13 protein-coding genes are annotated in these 15,015 nt (G+C 36.0%); 9 read left to right on the top strand and 4 right to left on the bottom strand.

Going from position 1 to position 15,015, the window contains the following annotated elements:
- Positions 1–16: 16 nt before the first annotated feature.
- The 3 genes from BM084_RS11715 (at position 17) to ribB (ending at position 3,287) form a co-directional block, all read left to right on the top strand.
- Positions 17–658: an outer membrane lipoprotein periplasmic chaperone LolA1 gene (locus BM084_RS11715; protein WP_075327302.1), complete on the top strand. Its 642-nt coding sequence runs from the start codon at positions 17–19 to the stop codon at positions 656–658.
- A 70-nt stretch (positions 659–728) separates the two neighbouring features.
- The gene (locus BM084_RS11720; RefSeq protein WP_232228843.1) at positions 729–2,108 is read left to right on the top strand and encodes an LptF/LptG family permease; all 1,380 of its coding nucleotides are present in this window, start codon (positions 729–731) and stop codon (positions 2,106–2,108) included.
- Between the two features lie 30 nt (positions 2,109–2,138).
- Positions 2,139–3,287: a 3,4-dihydroxy-2-butanone-4-phosphate synthase gene (ribB, locus tag BM084_RS11725; protein ID WP_093304929.1), complete on the top strand. Its 1,149-nt coding sequence runs from the start codon at positions 2,139–2,141 to the stop codon at positions 3,285–3,287.
- Here the strand turns inward: ribB and BM084_RS11730 are convergent.
- Complete coding sequence (locus BM084_RS11730; RefSeq protein ID WP_075327305.1) at positions 3,284–3,916, bottom strand: NAD(P)H-dependent oxidoreductase; 633 nt, start codon at positions 3,914–3,916, stop codon at positions 3,284–3,286. The two genes, ribB and BM084_RS11730, sit on opposite strands and share 4 nt — an antisense overlap.
- Before the next feature lie 127 nt (positions 3,917–4,043).
- Between BM084_RS11730 and BM084_RS11735 the strand changes: the two genes are divergently transcribed.
- The gene (locus BM084_RS11735) at positions 4,044–4,676 is read left to right on the top strand and encodes a SanA/YdcF family protein (RefSeq protein WP_093304931.1); all 633 of its coding nucleotides are present in this window, start codon (positions 4,044–4,046) and stop codon (positions 4,674–4,676) included.
- 119 nt (positions 4,677–4,795) lie between these two features.
- Entirely contained in the window at positions 4,796–5,152 is a 357-nt protein-coding gene (locus BM084_RS11740; protein ID WP_075327307.1) for a phage holin family protein, read from the top strand.
- Here BM084_RS11740 and BM084_RS11745 read toward each other — a convergent pair.
- Together BM084_RS11745 and BM084_RS11750 are read right to left on the bottom strand one after the other, a co-directional pair.
- Positions 5,149–6,267: a PepSY-associated TM helix domain-containing protein gene (locus BM084_RS11745; RefSeq protein WP_093304933.1), complete on the bottom strand. Its 1,119-nt coding sequence runs from the start codon at positions 6,265–6,267 to the stop codon at positions 5,149–5,151. The genes BM084_RS11740 and BM084_RS11745 overlap by 4 nt on opposite strands.
- A gap of 61 nt (positions 6,268–6,328) precedes the next feature.
- A complete protein-coding gene (locus tag BM084_RS11750; RefSeq protein WP_245764367.1) occupies positions 6,329–8,809 on the bottom strand; it encodes a TonB-dependent receptor in 2,481 nt (826 codons plus the stop codon).
- Between the two features lie 232 nt (positions 8,810–9,041).
- Between BM084_RS11750 and BM084_RS11755 the strand changes: the two genes are divergently transcribed.
- Positions 9,042–9,854, top strand: a complete 813-nt coding sequence (locus BM084_RS11755; protein WP_093304935.1) for an HAD family hydrolase — start codon at positions 9,042–9,044, stop codon at positions 9,852–9,854.
- Here BM084_RS11755 and BM084_RS11760 read toward each other — a convergent pair.
- Entirely contained in the window at positions 9,851–10,291 is a 441-nt protein-coding gene (locus tag BM084_RS11760) for a VOC family protein (protein WP_093304937.1), read from the bottom strand. The genes BM084_RS11755 and BM084_RS11760 overlap by 4 nt on opposite strands.
- A 146-nt stretch (positions 10,292–10,437) precedes the next feature.
- Here BM084_RS11760 and BM084_RS11765 point away from each other — a divergent pair, with 146 nt between their 5' ends.
- The 3 genes from BM084_RS11765 to BM084_RS11775 all read left to right on the top strand — a co-directional run bounded on the left by BM084_RS11765 (position 10,438) and on the right by BM084_RS11775 (position 14,886).
- Entirely contained in the window at positions 10,438–12,309 is a 1,872-nt protein-coding gene (locus BM084_RS11765; protein WP_093304939.1) for a S9 family peptidase, read from the top strand.
- A gap of 101 nt (positions 12,310–12,410) precedes the next feature.
- Positions 12,411–14,276: a DUF389 domain-containing protein gene (locus BM084_RS11770; RefSeq protein ID WP_093304942.1), complete on the top strand. Its 1,866-nt coding sequence runs from the start codon at positions 12,411–12,413 to the stop codon at positions 14,274–14,276.
- A gap of 130 nt (positions 14,277–14,406) precedes the next feature.
- A complete protein-coding gene (locus BM084_RS11775; RefSeq protein ID WP_093304945.1) occupies positions 14,407–14,886 on the top strand; it encodes a DUF4168 domain-containing protein in 480 nt (159 codons plus the stop codon).
- Positions 14,887–15,015: the final 129 nt, after the last annotated feature.

The raw sequence follows: 15,015 nt of genomic DNA on the forward strand, positions 1-15,015 counted from the left end.
ACACCTAATTACTAAGATGAAAAATTTAATTTTAATTACGCTCGCTGTTTTCACCCTGAGCTTAAGCGCCCAGAATTCTCAAAAAGCTGAAAACCTTTTAAAAGAAGTTTCTTCTAAAGTTAAAAGCTATGACAATATGGTGATAGATTTTAAATACACCCTACAAAATAATGCAGCGAATGTTAACCAGGAAACCCGTGGGGATGTAAGTATTGCAGGAGAAAAATATGTACTAAATTTAATGGGAACTACCCAAATGTTTGATGGAGAGAAAATTTATACCATTATTCCTGAAGACGAAGAGATAAATATTTCTACCTACGTTGAAGAGGAAGAAAATAATATCACTCCGTCAAAAATGTTCACTTTTTATGAAGAAGGTTACAATTATGAAATGGACGCCGCTCAAAATTTGAATGGTCGTAAAATTCAGTATGTAAAATTAACTCCAAAAGACAGTGATGCCGAGGTTAAGAATATCCTGTTGGGAATAGACAGTCAAACCAAGCATATTTATAATCTTATTCAAACCCAGGATAATAACACCAAAATAACTATTACCGTAAAAAGCTTTAAAACTGACCAGGAACTGGCACAAAACCTTTTTACCTTTGAAGAAGATCGTTACGAAGATTTTTACATCAATAGATTAGATTAAATTGAAAATATTAGACCGGTACATACTCACCAGTTACCTAAAAACGTTTTTTACAGTTTTTATTATCCTAATGTTCATCTTTGTACTCCAAACCATTTGGCTGTACATAGGTGAACTGGCCGGGAAAGATTTGGATACTGAAATTATTCTTAAATTCCTTCTCTATTTCTCTCCCAAACTGGTGCCACTGGTTTTACCGCTTACTATTCTGCTTACTTCCATAATGACTTTTGGTAATTTTGCCGAAAATTATGAGTTTGCGGCAATGAAATCTTCGGGGATTTCACTTCAAAGAGCTATGCGTAGCTTAACTTTATTCATTCTTTTAGTAAGTGTTACTGCATTCTTTTTTGCTAATAATGTTATTCCCGCCGCAGAATATAAATCTATAAACCTTAGGAAAAATATTGCCAAATTAAAACCCGCAATGGCCATTACCGAAGGGGTTTTTAACGATTTGGGGACCATAAATATTAAAGTAGACGATAAAAGCGGCGATAACGGCCAGTATCTAACCGATGTTATTATCCATAAAAAAACTGCCCGCAGCGGAAACTTTACCGTAATGAAGGCCAAAGAAGGCGAATTAATGGGCAGTACAGATTCCGAGGTACTTTCTCTCATTTTAAAAGACGGTAATTATTACGATGAAATTCAACCTTCAGATTATTCTAAAAGAAGGAATAAACCTTTTGCAAAGAGTTATTTTGAAGAATATACCATAAACCTGGATCTTTCAGATTTTAATAATGTAGACCTGGAAGATGAGAGTTACAGTAACACCCAGGGAATGCTTAATATTTCTGAACTTAAGCAAAGTATAGATTCATTTTCTACCGCTCATAACGAAAAGAAAAGAAATCTTAGCGAAAATATGTACCGGCGAACAGATTTTGATAAAATTGAAGTAAATCTTAATCCTTCAGATTCTATAAAAGAAATAGAAAATACCATTCTGGAAGAGTACGATACCTACCAGGCTATTCAAATTGTTAATCTTTCCCTTGGGTCTATCAATGGCGCACTTTCTCATTTAAATATTAAAAAATCTGAGTTAAAAAATTCTACTAAACAAATCAACAAATTTGAAATAGCCCTACACGAAAAATACGTGCTGGCCGCTGCCTGTATTATCTTATTTTTTGTGGGTGCACCTTTAGGCGCTATAATTAGAAAAGGCGGGATGGGATTACCTATGGTGGTTGCTGTTCTACTTTTTCTTACCTACCACTTTATTGGCATATTTGCTAAAAACAGCGCCGAAGATGGTAGTGTTAGTCCGTTTTTGGCCACCTGGCTTTCTACTTTAATTATGTTACCATTAGGAATTTATCTCACCTACAGGGCGACTACAGATCAGGGCCTTTTTGCTTTTGATAATATTACCGAACCTATACGTAAAGCTCTTAAAAAAGCTGGTATTATTAAGCCGAAAAGAAAAATAGATTAAATATCTTTGCAGCCCAAAATAACACATAACATGGCTCAGGAAACCACTACCCAAACTCCGCTTAAACTTCACAGCATTCAGGAAGCAATAGACGATATTCGTGAAGGCAAGGTTGTTATTGTGGTAGATGATGAAGACAGGGAAAATGAAGGAGATTTTGTTGCCGCCGCAGAAAAAGTGACTCCGGAAATGATCAATTTTATGGCTACTCACGGCCGCGGACTCATTTGTGCACCAATTACCGAAGAACGTTGTAAAAACCTGAAACTGGAAATGATGGTAAGCAACAATACCGATCCTATGGAAACCGGTTTTACCATCTCGGTAGATTTACGCGGTAAGGGTGTTACCACAGGAATTTCAGCTTCAGACAGGGCTAAAACCATTCAGTCTTTAATAGATCCTGAAACCAAACCTATAGACCTTAACCGTCCCGGGCATATTTTTCCGCTTAAAGCTAAAGAAGGTGGCGTATTACGAAGAACCGGACATACCGAAGCTGCTATAGATTTTGCCAGGTTAGCCGGTTTTGAACCTGCAGGAGTTATTGTAGAAATAATGAATGAAGATGGTTCTATGGCCAGGCTCCCTCAATTAATGGAAGTTGCCCAGAAATTCGATCTTAAAATTGTTTCTATTGAAGCCCTTGTTGCTTACAGAATGCAACACGATTCTTTAATTGAAAAGAAAGAAGATTTTGATCTCGATACCCGTTTTGGGAAATTTAGATTACGGGCTTATCGCCAAACTACAAATAATCAGGTTCATTTAGCACTTACCAAAGGTAGCTGGAAAAACGATGAAGAAATTCTGGTTAGGGTAAACTCTACGCTAATTAATAACGATATTCTTGGAACATTAACCAATGATGCCGACAAGAAATTGGATAATATGTTTAGGGCAATAAACGAGGAAGGCCGCGGTGCAATTGTTTTTATAAATCCTGCCCTACAATCTTTAAATTTATTACCACGACTTGCAGAGCTAAAAGAACGCCAGAAAAAAGGCGAAGTTAAAGCTCCGCCTATTAATATGGATAATAAAGATTTTGGAATTGGTGCACAGATTCTACACGATCTGGAAATTCATAAAATCAAGTTGCTTTCTAACTCTCAACAAACCAAACGTGTTGGGATGATTGGCTACGGACTTGAAATTACCCGGTACGTAAATTATTAATTTACTTCAATAATCACATCATCTAAAGGTCTTCGCACCTTTTTAAATTCAGAAAACATATCGTCTTCTGCACGGTAACCTACCGGTAAAACCAGAACCGATCTTAAATTGCGTTCGCCTAAATTTAAGAGCTCATCATATTTATCGGGTTCAAAACCTTCCATTGGGCAAGCATCAATTTCTTCGGTAGCACAAACGGTTAACAGTGTCCCCAAAGTTAAGTAAGCCTGATTTAGTGCCCAGGCGTGCACTTCTTCTTCGGCTTTAGACTCAAAACTATTTACCAAAGATTTTTTAAAAGGATCTAAAATATCATCTGGAGTTTCGCGTATGTGTTTTACCCTTTTAAAGTATTTTTCAATAAAATTCTTATCAACTTTCTTTTCAATACAAATCACTAAAACGTGAGACGCAGTGTTTAACTGTTGTTGCTCCCAGGAAGCAGTTTTTAATTGCTCCTGCAATTCTTTATTGCGCACCACAACCATTTTTAAAGGTTGTAAGCCATAAGAGGTAGCAGTTAAATTAAAGGCTTCTTTAAGAATGTTTATTTTCTCTATAGAGAGAATTTTTTGCGGATCGAACTTTTTAGTGGCATAACGCCATTGTAAAGCTTTTATATTGCTCATGTTTCAAGTATTCTTTTAAGACTTTCAAAGGTAATCAATCACTTTTTATGCATAAAGTTTCCTCAATAAATTAAACAAATAAGTAAACTATAATTCTTTATCTTCGTTTTATAATTGGCGCCGCCTTATGAAGCTGTTTAGAAAACTAATTCTCGCTTTTGCACTGTTTGTTATTATAAGCATCCTTATAATATTTGGATTAGAAGCTTATGTACAAAAAGAAACTTCTGGCCTAATCTATTCTGAAATCACCCAGATTCCTTCAGCAAAAACAGGAATAATTCTTGGCGCTAGTGTACATGCTGATGGAAAATTATCTCCAATTCTTGAAGATCGGGTAGAAACTGCTTACCAACTTTATAAGTTAAATAAGATTGAAAATTTTCTGGTGAGTGGCGATCATAGAACCGATGATTATGATGAAGTAAATGCCATTAAAAATTATTTATTGAAAAAAGGAGTTTCTTCTGAAGATATTATCTTAGATCATTCTGGCTTTGATACTTACGATAGTATGTTCAGGGCAAAATCTGTTTTTGAAATCGAAGACGCCATAGTAATCACGCAAAAATTTCACTTACCCAGAAGTCTTTATATTGCTAAAAACCTGGATGCCGACTATAAAGGTTTTGAAGCCGCTCCCGTTGCATATACCTCTTCTGAAACTATTAAACGCCGCGAACAACTAGCTAATTTTAAAGCTATTTGGGAGATTCTTACCAATCAACAACCTACTACTTTAGAAAAACACCCTAAATAAACTACCGCGCAGCTCCTGATATTTAGCAGGGAAATATCTATTATCGAGTAAAATTGCTTTAAAGTTTTTGGCTAATTTTTTCTATCTTTAAATAACCTAACCAAAAAATATAGAAAGCCATGCTTCAATGGATAGTGCATATTGTTATAGACGCCCTGGTTTTACTCGCCGCGGCTAATATAATGCCCAAAGTAAAATTAGACGGCTTTAAAACAGCTATTATTGTAGCTTTAATTATTGGTGTGCTGAGTTTTTTATTAAGTTGGGTCCTTACTTTATTGCTAAACGTAGCCACTTTCGGGATTTTTTATTTCCTGGGATTAGGATTTATCACCCGTGTTATTGCTTACGCGATTATTATAGAAATTGCCGACCAGTTTAGTAGCGATTTTAAGACCGAAGGTTTTCTCCCTTCACTATGGCTCGCTGTTTTTATAGCAATTGTAGGCGGAATTGTTGATTGGATACTTTTTTAAGCTTTTGGCTTACTTTTTTTATTCCTTCGGCCAAACCAAATCATAAATCCGCTAACGGGAAGAACGGCTACAAATAAGCTTAGAAAAAATGCGATTATTTTTCCGGGTAGATCAAAATACTGGCCCGTGTGTAAACCAAAAGTCATTTCCTGCAATTTCATCCCAGTACTTTTAGCCGAATATTCATGGTTTTTCACTAATTCACCGGTTTCCGGATGAAAATAAAAGTTAGATTGATGATCATAATCCAGGGCTTCAGGATAAGATCCTGTAGTTATTGGTGCGCTTCCTCCCTGTTCCCACACAAAAAACATTTCATCCTCAGGCCGTTGTTTTAAGGTTTCAACTATTGCAATATCCAGGGCGTTTTCAGAATATTCAGCATCTTCAATTTGAATATTTAACCGGTCTTCCGGTTTTTCCTGCCATAGATTTGCCAGGTCGTATAGGCCGTGATTCATCCAATTATAAGAAAAACTAAGTCCCATAATGGCTATAAACAAAGCCAGAAGCGAAATATATAATCCGGTTATACTATGCCAGTCGTAATTTACACGGCGCCATTTGGCATCCCATCTTATTTGAAGACGTTTCTTGAAGTTTTTTCGCTTTTTCGGCCACCAAAGCACAATTCCAGAGATAAGCATGAAAACGAAAATTAATGTAGAAATTCCTACTACCTGTTTTCCTATTTTCTCCGGAAGCCAGAGATGCATATGTAAATCTTCTACAATTAGAAAAAAATCGTCTTCCAGGTTTTCTTTTTGAAGAAATTCGGCAGAATAAGGATTGAAATAAATATGATGCGGCACCTCATCTATAACAGAATAAACAAAAGCCGAGCGATCCCTGCCCTGGTAAACAACCATTCCCGGTTGGGCTTCAGGAAAAAGCGATTTTGTTTTATTCTGAAGTTTTGAAGGCGCTACAAATGTTGAAGTTTGAGAAGTGACCTTGCGATAATCGCGGGTTAGATCCTTAATCTCGTCGTGAAAAACAAAAATGCATCCGGTAACTGCTACTATAAAAACAATAAGACCGGAACCCAGTCCCAGCCACAAATGAAGTTTAGCAATCCACTTCTTTAAACCTTTATTTTTTGTTTTTTTCTGCATATAAATAGGCCACCACCAAAACTCAAAACAATTTTGATGGTGACCATATTAATTTATTTAATTAGAAATTATAAGTTAAACTCGCCGCAAAGTTTCTTGGTCTTTGTGGGTTTATTGTAGACCAACCGGTATAATATTCTTCGTTGGTAAGATTATTCAACTTCAAATTAATTCCAAATTTATCTACATTATAGAATAATGAAGCATTTAAAATCGTGTAAGAAGGAAGGGTAAAAACACCTGCAGTTTGACGGTTAAAGATCATATTTTCACTGGCATAATTTCCACCAAAACCAAGTCCAAAACCTTTAAGATTTCCCTGTACAAAACGATAGCTTGCCCAGAAGTTAGCTAAAGTTTCCGGCCCCGCAGATTCTGGTCTTCTTCCAAGAAAATCAGTTTGATCAGATTTGGTTAATTCGCTATCGTTATGGCTAAATCCTGCAATTAAATTTAAACCTTCAAAAGGGCTGGCGGTAAGACTGGCTTCAAATCCGCGGCTATATTGCTCTCCATCCTGAACAAGATTAAAAGGGTTTTCAGCATCTTGCATTACCATATTAGAAACCTGGATATCATAATAACTTAAGGTAGCAGAAAGGTGATTTTTAAGCAGGTTTAATTTGGTCCCAACTTCAAATTGTTTTGCTCTTTCAGGATCAAAAACTATAGTTCTTGTTTCTCCGGTTTCCAGGTTATCTACCTGTCTTGGACCCACGTTGCTAAAACCATCCATATAATTTGCGAAAAGCGCTACTTTATCTAAAACCGGTTGATAAACCACTCCAAATTTTGGAGATAGTGCGGTCTGGCTATTGGTTTCAGTTTCAAACTGGTCTAGTCTTAAACTGGTCATTACAGCCAGTTGCGGAGTGAAATTGAGAACGTTAGAAATATAGGCGCTATAAATATCTTCTTCAGCGATATTATTATTCCTATTAACGTTTTCTAATAACCCGGCTACACCTTCTTTACTTAGAATTCCGCTATCGTAATTGGTGATATAATTTTCAGGCTCGTAGATATCGTAAACACTTTCGTTTACATTCTGAAGGCTGGCATTACCAATATAAACCTCGCCATTTCCTATATATCCGCTATTGTTATCAATTACTTTTCTATTGAAATAATCTAAACCAACTACGGTGCGGTTACGCATTCCTGCAATTTCGAAATCTCCGATAAAATTCTGCTGAATATCATTACTTATGGTCGTAGAATTTTGATTACTAATGTAGCGGGAAAACACAAGTCCTTCATCTAAATTAGTTGCTTCACCAGGCACCTCTTCTCTACCCTGATTAAACTGAGTAGTTTCATATAAATATGAATAATTCCCCAATGCTTTAGCCGATCCTGTTGAAACCGCGGTTTGTGAAGTCCAGCTATCTGAAAGTTCATAATTCATTTGCGCCTGCAGGCTAAAAGTGGGGTTCTCTACAGTAAGATCGTTACTGGTGTAAGAAAGTTCGTTGTTATAACCTAATTCTTCTATATTGGTAGCTCTAAGCGGTGCACCTCTATCTACGAACAACATTAAAGGATTTGTACTTTCAGAATCGTAAAATTCAGTATTTATAAAAAATGAAAGTTTATCATTTACTTTATAGCTTAACGAAGGCGCAACAAATAAAGATTTATTAAACCCGGCATCCTGAAAGCTGTTTTCGGTATGGTAGGCAGTGTTTACTCTTAAAGCAACATCACCGGTTTCATCAAGCGGAGTATTAACATCGGCAGTTACACGGTTAAGTCCGAAGCTTCCTAAAGTATAAGAAACATTTCCGCCAAAATAATTATAAGGTTTCTTTGTCGTGATATTAATCAATCCGCCGTAAGAGACAAGGCTACTTCCGTAAAGCGTTCCAGACGGGCCTTTTATTACTTCAATATTTTCCATATTGGCAGGATCTGGGCTCCCGTTAGTTAGTGCCGGCAAACCGTTTACTAAAGTTGGTTGCACAGGAAAACCTCTAAGCGAAAAATACCCTGCTCCGTCGTTTCCGCGACCGGTAGATTCCCAAAGTTTTGTAAGACCTGAAGCATTTTTAATCGCATCGTCAAAATTTGTAATTACCTGTTCCTGTAAAAGCTCAGCGGTAATATTATTATAAACCTGCGGATTTTCGATCTTTTTAAGTGGCATCTTTGCTACACTCACGCTGGTATTTCGGGTAAACTTATTGCCGTTTCCATTTCCCCTTAAAACCACGGTTCCCAACTGCTCTTCCTTTCCTAACAAAACAATAGAAGGAATATTGGTAGTTGCGCCAGGCTGTACGCTAACTTTTAAATTCTGGGTCTCATACCCTACATAAGAAATTTGTAATGTATAGTTTCCTTCCGGAATATTTCTCAACGTAAATTCTCCCCTATTATTGGTTTCATCACCAATTTGAAGGCCTTTAACTTCAACATTAACATTAGACAGAGAGTTTGCTGCATTATTTACTACATTTCCTTTAATTGCACCGTTATTTTGTGCAAAGCTAATTTGAATAGCTAAAAAAAATAACATAACCAGGCTATTTGAAAGCTTCATTAGTCAGTGTTTTTATTTAGATTGGATTTAAATACGCGGCAAATGTAAAAACGAAATCCCTTTTTCAAAAGCTTATTTATAATTATTTTAAATAAAAATAACAAATAACACTTCAGCCTTTTGGGAATCAAAGACATACATCAAGAAATTCTATTTAGATAGTAGGACATTTGATGTTTTCTTAACTTATACCCAATTCTAATCTTTTATATTTGCAGCTTAATTTTGCGCTATGATAAAACTGATTGTGACCGATATGGATGGGACTTTGTTGAACGACGAGCACGAGATACATCCAGATTTTTGGGAGATAGAAGAATTACTTAATAATAAAGGAATAATGTTCGCTGTGGCAAGTGGCCGGCAGTTTTACAATCTGGAGAGCAAATTTGAAAGAATTAAAGACCGAATGATGTTTTTTGCCGAAAATGGTACTCACGTAGTGCATAAAGGAAGAGATCTGTATGTAAACCCTTTAGACAAAACAGCCGCGATGGATTTTGTAAAAAAAGGCAGGGAACTTTCTAATACACACTTAGTACTTTGCGGGAAAAATTCGGCGTATATAGAAAGTAAAGACGATAGCTTTTTTAACGAAATCAATAAATTTTATAAAAAGATTAAAAAAGTTGACGATCTCACTCAGGTAGACGATACATTTTTAAAAGTAACTTTTTGTAATTTTAATGGGGTTGAAGAAAATACCTACCCGCATTTAGAAGAATATGCAAATTATTATAAAGTAGCAATTGCCGCCCATGTATTTATAGATATCACTTCTATTACTGCAAATAAAGGAAATGCAATTAGCGGTATTCAGGAAGAATTAAATATTTCTTCTGCAGAAACTCTGGTTTTTGGAGATTACCTCAATGACCTGGAAATGATGCAAAACGCGAAATACAGCTACGCAATGAAAAACGCGCATCCCGAAATTATTAAAGCAAGTAAGTATTTAACCAATTTTGATAACAACGAAAACGGTGTTCTAAAAACTATTGAAGAACTTGGCTTGCTTAAAAAGGAATATGCGGTAAAAAGTTAAACCTTACTGTCGTTCACCTCTATCCAGTACCCATCGGGATCCTGAAAATAAATTTGTTTAACCCCGTCAGGACGGTTGGTAATTGTATTTTTTTCACCTTTCCCGTTTTCAAAAGGAATATTCTTATCCTTAAGAAATTTCATAAATTCCGATAGGTTTTCGGTATTAAAAGCAGAGTGAAAACCTTTATTTTTCTCTATTTCCGTATCGCTTTCCACCAAATGCAGCTGTACATTATTACCCAGCTTAAACCATTTAATATGGTCTCCAAGGCCGCCATTATCTATTTGTTCTAACCCAAAAATATCTTTGTAAAATTTTACGGAAGTCTTTAGATCTTTTACCCTAATTGTATCGTGATCTTTTCTAAAGTTAAACTCTTTTGAAGCTGTAGTAGCTGCAAATAATATAATTGAAGTTAGATTCTTATTTTTCATACTTAGATTTTTTTTCTTTAAAATAATGATATACCCCACTTTTTGCAAAAAATAGGTTATCTAAACCAGTTCAGCGAAAATTACGTAAATTTAGTTTATTTAATTTACTGATTATCAAACCACATAACCAACCAAAACTTCTAATTATGAAATATTTTGTTTACTTAATGGCTTTTCTTAGCCTTCCCGTATTTGCGCAACAAAACCATGAACCCGAAGATTATACCATTGAACAGTTTTATGAAAATACCAGAATAGGCGGAGGTTATTTTTCTCCTGACGAAGATAAACTACTGGTAAGTTCTGACAAAAGTGGAATTTTTAATTTGTTTGAAATTGATATTTCTTCCGAAGAAATGCAACAAATAACTTCTTCAGAAGAAGATTCCTATTTTGCTATAGATTATGTTCCAAATTCTGAGAGTATCCTTTACTCGGCAGATAAAGGAGGAAATGAAATTAACCATATTTACCTGCTTGAGCCAAATGAAAACCCTACAGATCTAACTCCCGGAGAAAATGAAAAAGCACAATTTGCCGGATGGAACAATGAGAAAACCGGTTTCTATTATCTTTCAAATAAAAGGAATCCGCAGTTTTTTGATTTATACGAAATGGAGATGCAGAGCAGGGAAAGTGAGTTAATTTATAAAAATGAAGAAAATCTCTCTTTTGAAGATATTTCTCACAACGGGAAATTAATTGCCCTTACCAAATCTATTACCACCAGTGAAAATAAGCTGTATCTATACAATTTAGAAACCGAAGAAATGACAGAACTTTCGGAAGAATCAGCTCAATATTCAGCTTCCGGTTTTGATAAAAATGATGAACATTTCTATTACATTACCAATGCCGGTAGGGAATTTAAAAGTTTAATAGCATATAATCTTGAAACTAACCAAAGCAGCAATTTGTTTGAGACCAACTGGGACGTAATGTATAGTTATCTTAGTGAAAATGATAAATACAGGGTGACAGGTATTAATGAAGACGGGAAAAACAGCTTAATTATTGAAAACACCAAAACCGGTGAGGAAGTTGATCTTCCCGATATGGAAAATGAAGATATTGTAGCAGTAAATATTTCTGATAGTGAAGAACTAATGCGGCTTACCATTGGCACAGCAAAAGCTCCTAATAATCTATATGTTTATAATTTTTCATCGGGAGAATTAAAGAAATTAACCAATACTTTAAACCCTGAAATAAACCCCGAAGATCTGGTTTCAGCGGAAGTTGTACGGTACGAATCTTTTGACGGACTGGAAATTCCCGCTATTTATTACAAACCTCATCAAGCTACAAAAGATAATAAAGTTCCCGCCCTGGTATGGGTTCACGGCGGACCCGGAGGGCAATCCCGGGTAGGTTATTCAGCTTTAATCCAGTATTTGGTGAATCAGGGTTATGCAATTTTAGCTGTAAATAATCGCGGTAGTAGCGGTTATGGAAAGACTTTCTTTAAAATGGACGATAAAAAACACGGAGAGGAAGATCTAAAAGACTGTATTTGGGGTAAAAAATGGCTGCAGGAACAGGAATACATAGATTCAGAAAAAATAGGAATTCTTGGAGGCAGCTATGGTGGTTATATGACGATGGCGGCCATGACCTTTACTCCAGATGAGTTTGAAGCAGGTGTAAATATATTTGGGGTAACTAACTGGTTGCGTACCTTAAAATCTATCCCGCCTTACTGGGAAGCATTCCGCGAAGCGCTTTACGAAGAAATGGGAGATCCTGTAAAAGATTCGGTAGCGCTTTATAATAAATCACCGCTTTTTCACGCTGAACAGGTTAAAAATCCCGTTATGGTTTTACAGGGCGCTAACGACCCTCGAGTGCTTCAGGTTGAATCAGATGAAATTGTTGCAGCTCTAAAAGAAAATAATGTACCAGTAGAATATGTGGTTTTTGAAGATGAAGGTCATGGATTTATAAAAAAGGAAAATGAAATTGAAGGTTACAGGCAAATAAGACAATTTTTAGATAAATATTTAAAAGAGGAAGAGTAAGCTTATATTATTCTTAGGGGAGAACTCAAAAACTCAGGTTAAACTTTTAGTGCCGATTTCAAAAAGCCTTATCTTGGCGCTTGCAATCGCAATAGAAAACTATGCTGTATATTTTACATCATCCTGATGATAGGGAAACTGTGGAAAATGATATTTTTCCGTTATTAGAAAATACCGAAAAACAAACCATAGATTACCCTGAAACCGAATTTGAAGCAGGAAAAGACGATATAATAGTTACTTATTTAAGCGATGAATTTCTAAGGGAATTTTTACCAAAAGCCGCGAAGCAAAATCAAAAAGTTGGAATTCTCCCTCACCCAGAAAATACATATACCACCAAAGGTTTAGGCATTGCCAACGACCCTAAGGAAGTTATAAAAGAAATTCTGGAAAATGAAGAAGCGCATAACCTGGATATGCTCTACTGTAACGATATTCCCATCTTCCAGTCGGTGAATATTGGAAATGTTTTTATTTTCACTGAAGATCATCAAAACAACAATTTTGTAAGGGAAGTTTATACATTTTTCAAAAACATAAGACATCTATCTTCCCTTTCGCATAACTCGTATGTAATAAGTTCAGAAGATGAAAAAATAATTCATACTTCGGCGCTGGGAATAATTGTAGTAGAACATGCTTTAAGCTCGGTGGTAGCCAGAAGACTGGTTTCCGAAAGTTCTTTAAACGATGGAATGTTTACTACACTTATTATTTCGCCAACTAATTTACTGCAATTAATCTGGTTTTTATTGCGCAGTTTACTTCCTGGCGGTAAGCAACTAGACAGAACGCCTTCTTTTATTGGAAGAATAAAAATTGCCAAACTGCACATTAAAAATTCTTCTGAAATAGAATTTACTATAGATGGAGAAAAAGAAAAAGCCAAAGAAATATTACTTAGGGTAGAACCCGAATCTTTGTGCCTGGCACAAGCCAGTAAATATTGTACAGAAAAAGATGAAGCAAACCTCAAAAAGAGCAATAAGACCGATACGCTGCCTACGGGTGAAAAAAGGGAAGAGTTAACCAAACGTACCCTACCAATTTTTCCTCGCGCCACCACCGAGGAATTCCAGGAATTGTTTAAAGTATTGCGGGAAAACTCCAAAACCACCTCTATTTATGTGGTAATGATGATCCTTTCTACACTCATCGCCACTTTTGGGCTTTTCGCTAATTCTTCTCCTGTTATTATTGGAGCAATGATTTTGGCCCCTATTATTTCACCTATCGTTTCTTTTGCGATGGGGATGGTTCGTTATGATACCAACATGCTGAAGAGAGGAATTATCACCATTCTCATTGGAACAGGGGTTTCGCTTTTATTCTCTTCGGGTGTTACACTCATAATTCCAATAAAATTAATTACTTCTGAAATTGATGCGCGTCTATCACCTACGCTTTTAGATATGGGAATTGCAGTAGCTTCTGGGGTTGCGGCAGCATATGCACATGCCAAAGAAGGAATTGCAAAAAGTCTCGCGGGAGTAGCTATTGCAGTTGCACTGGTCCCGCCATTGGCCGTGTCGGGAATTGGAATTGGCTGGTGGGATTGGCAGGTATTTTCAGGTGCCTTTTTATTATATCTAACTAACCTTGCGGGTATTATTATGTTTGCCGGAATCACTTTTCTTATACTTGGTTTTGCACCTTTTAAACGAGCAAAACTCGGTTTGGTTTATACCCTAATTTTAATTGGAATGGTAATGGTTCCTCTTTCCCTATCTTTTAACCGAATTAAAAAAGAAGCGAGTATTACACGGGAACTAGAAGGCTCTACCGTAAACGAATTAGTAATTAGAGACGTGAAAGTTAGGTTTGGAGATCCCTTGCGGGTTTCTCTTACCCTGGTAGGACCAGAAAACCTAAGTGGAAATGAAATGAGAGACATCAAAAAACAATTGGAAGAAGATATTGGAGAACCTATTCATCTGGAAGTAATTTCTGCCCGGGGATTTTAGAGCAGAAATTTAACAAGGCTCTCAATTTGAGTTAAGTTTCTCTAAAAAACCGAAATTAATTATCAATATCTTTTGTGTAGCAATATGATCTTTTTAGATTGTGCCTCATTAAAAACTTTAAACAACGATTATGATTAAATCAAAAAAGATTGCAGGTTTATTATTTGCTTTTGCATTATTAGGATCAGCAAGTGTATTTGCCCAAACTCAACTACCACAGCAACAACAGCAAACTGTAGAAGTAGATGTTAGTGACGAGGAGCTTTCTAAATTTGCTGATGCTTACCAGAAAATTAGAATGGTAAACCAACAGGCGCAACAGGAGATGGCGAAGAAAGTAGAAGATAGCGGATTTGACATTCAGCGTTTTAATGAAATTCACCAGGCTTCTTTAGACCCAAATACCGAGGTTGATGCTACTGAAGATGAACTGACAAAGCACAAAGAAGTTGTTTCAGAAATTGAAGGAATGCAAGGCGAGTTTCAAAAAGAAATGGAAAATGCTATTTCAGAAGAAGGACTTGATGTTGCACGTTACGAGAAAATCGCAATGGCACTTCAAACCGATACCGAACTACAACAGAGATTACAACAGCTAATGCAGGGATAATTTCTAAATTAGTTTTAGAAATCGATATAAAATTGAGGCCGTCTAAAAAGTATTTAGATGGCCCTTTTTCTTTATAAATGTTTTGTAAGAGGAAGCGATTCTTCTTTTTGTAAATCTTCTTTCTGATAA

The organism is Salegentibacter agarivorans, assembly GCF_900113135.1.
Lineage (GTDB): Bacteria > Bacteroidota > Bacteroidia > Flavobacteriales > Flavobacteriaceae > Salegentibacter > Salegentibacter agarivorans.

Bases quoted from the DNA above. Each gene is read 5' to 3' on its own strand.
- BM084_RS11735 (WP_093304931.1), top strand. From the start codon at position 4,044: ATGAAGCTGTTTAGAAAACTAATTCTCGCTTTTGCACTGTTTGTTATT.
- BM084_RS11775 (WP_093304945.1), top strand. From the start codon at position 14,407: ATGATTAAATCAAAAAAGATTGCAGGTTTATTATTTGCTTTTGCATTA.
- BM084_RS11730 (WP_075327305.1), bottom strand. From the start codon at position 3,916: ATGAGCAATATAAAAGCTTTACAATGGCGTTATGCCACTAAAAAGTTC.
- BM084_RS11760 (WP_093304937.1), bottom strand. From the start codon at position 10,291: ATGAAAAATAAGAATCTAACTTCAATTATATTATTTGCAGCTACTACA.
- BM084_RS11745 (WP_093304933.1), bottom strand. From the start codon at position 6,267: ATGCAGAAAAAAACAAAAAATAAAGGTTTAAAGAAGTGGATTGCTAAA.
- BM084_RS11720 (WP_232228843.1), top strand. From the start codon at position 729: ATGTTCATCTTTGTACTCCAAACCATTTGGCTGTACATAGGTGAACTG.
- ribB (WP_093304929.1), top strand. From the start codon at position 2,139: ATGGCTCAGGAAACCACTACCCAAACTCCGCTTAAACTTCACAGCATT.
- BM084_RS11770 (WP_093304942.1), top strand. From the start codon at position 12,411: ATGCTGTATATTTTACATCATCCTGATGATAGGGAAACTGTGGAAAAT.
- BM084_RS11715 (WP_075327302.1), top strand. From the start codon at position 17: ATGAAAAATTTAATTTTAATTACGCTCGCTGTTTTCACCCTGAGCTTA.
- BM084_RS11750 (WP_245764367.1), bottom strand. From the start codon at position 8,809: ATGAAGCTTTCAAATAGCCTGGTTATGTTATTTTTTTTAGCTATTCAA.
- BM084_RS11740 (WP_075327307.1), top strand. From the start codon at position 4,796: ATGCTTCAATGGATAGTGCATATTGTTATAGACGCCCTGGTTTTACTC.
- BM084_RS11765 (WP_093304939.1), top strand. From the start codon at position 10,438: ATGAAATATTTTGTTTACTTAATGGCTTTTCTTAGCCTTCCCGTATTT.
- BM084_RS11755 (WP_093304935.1), top strand. From the start codon at position 9,042: ATGATAAAACTGATTGTGACCGATATGGATGGGACTTTGTTGAACGAC.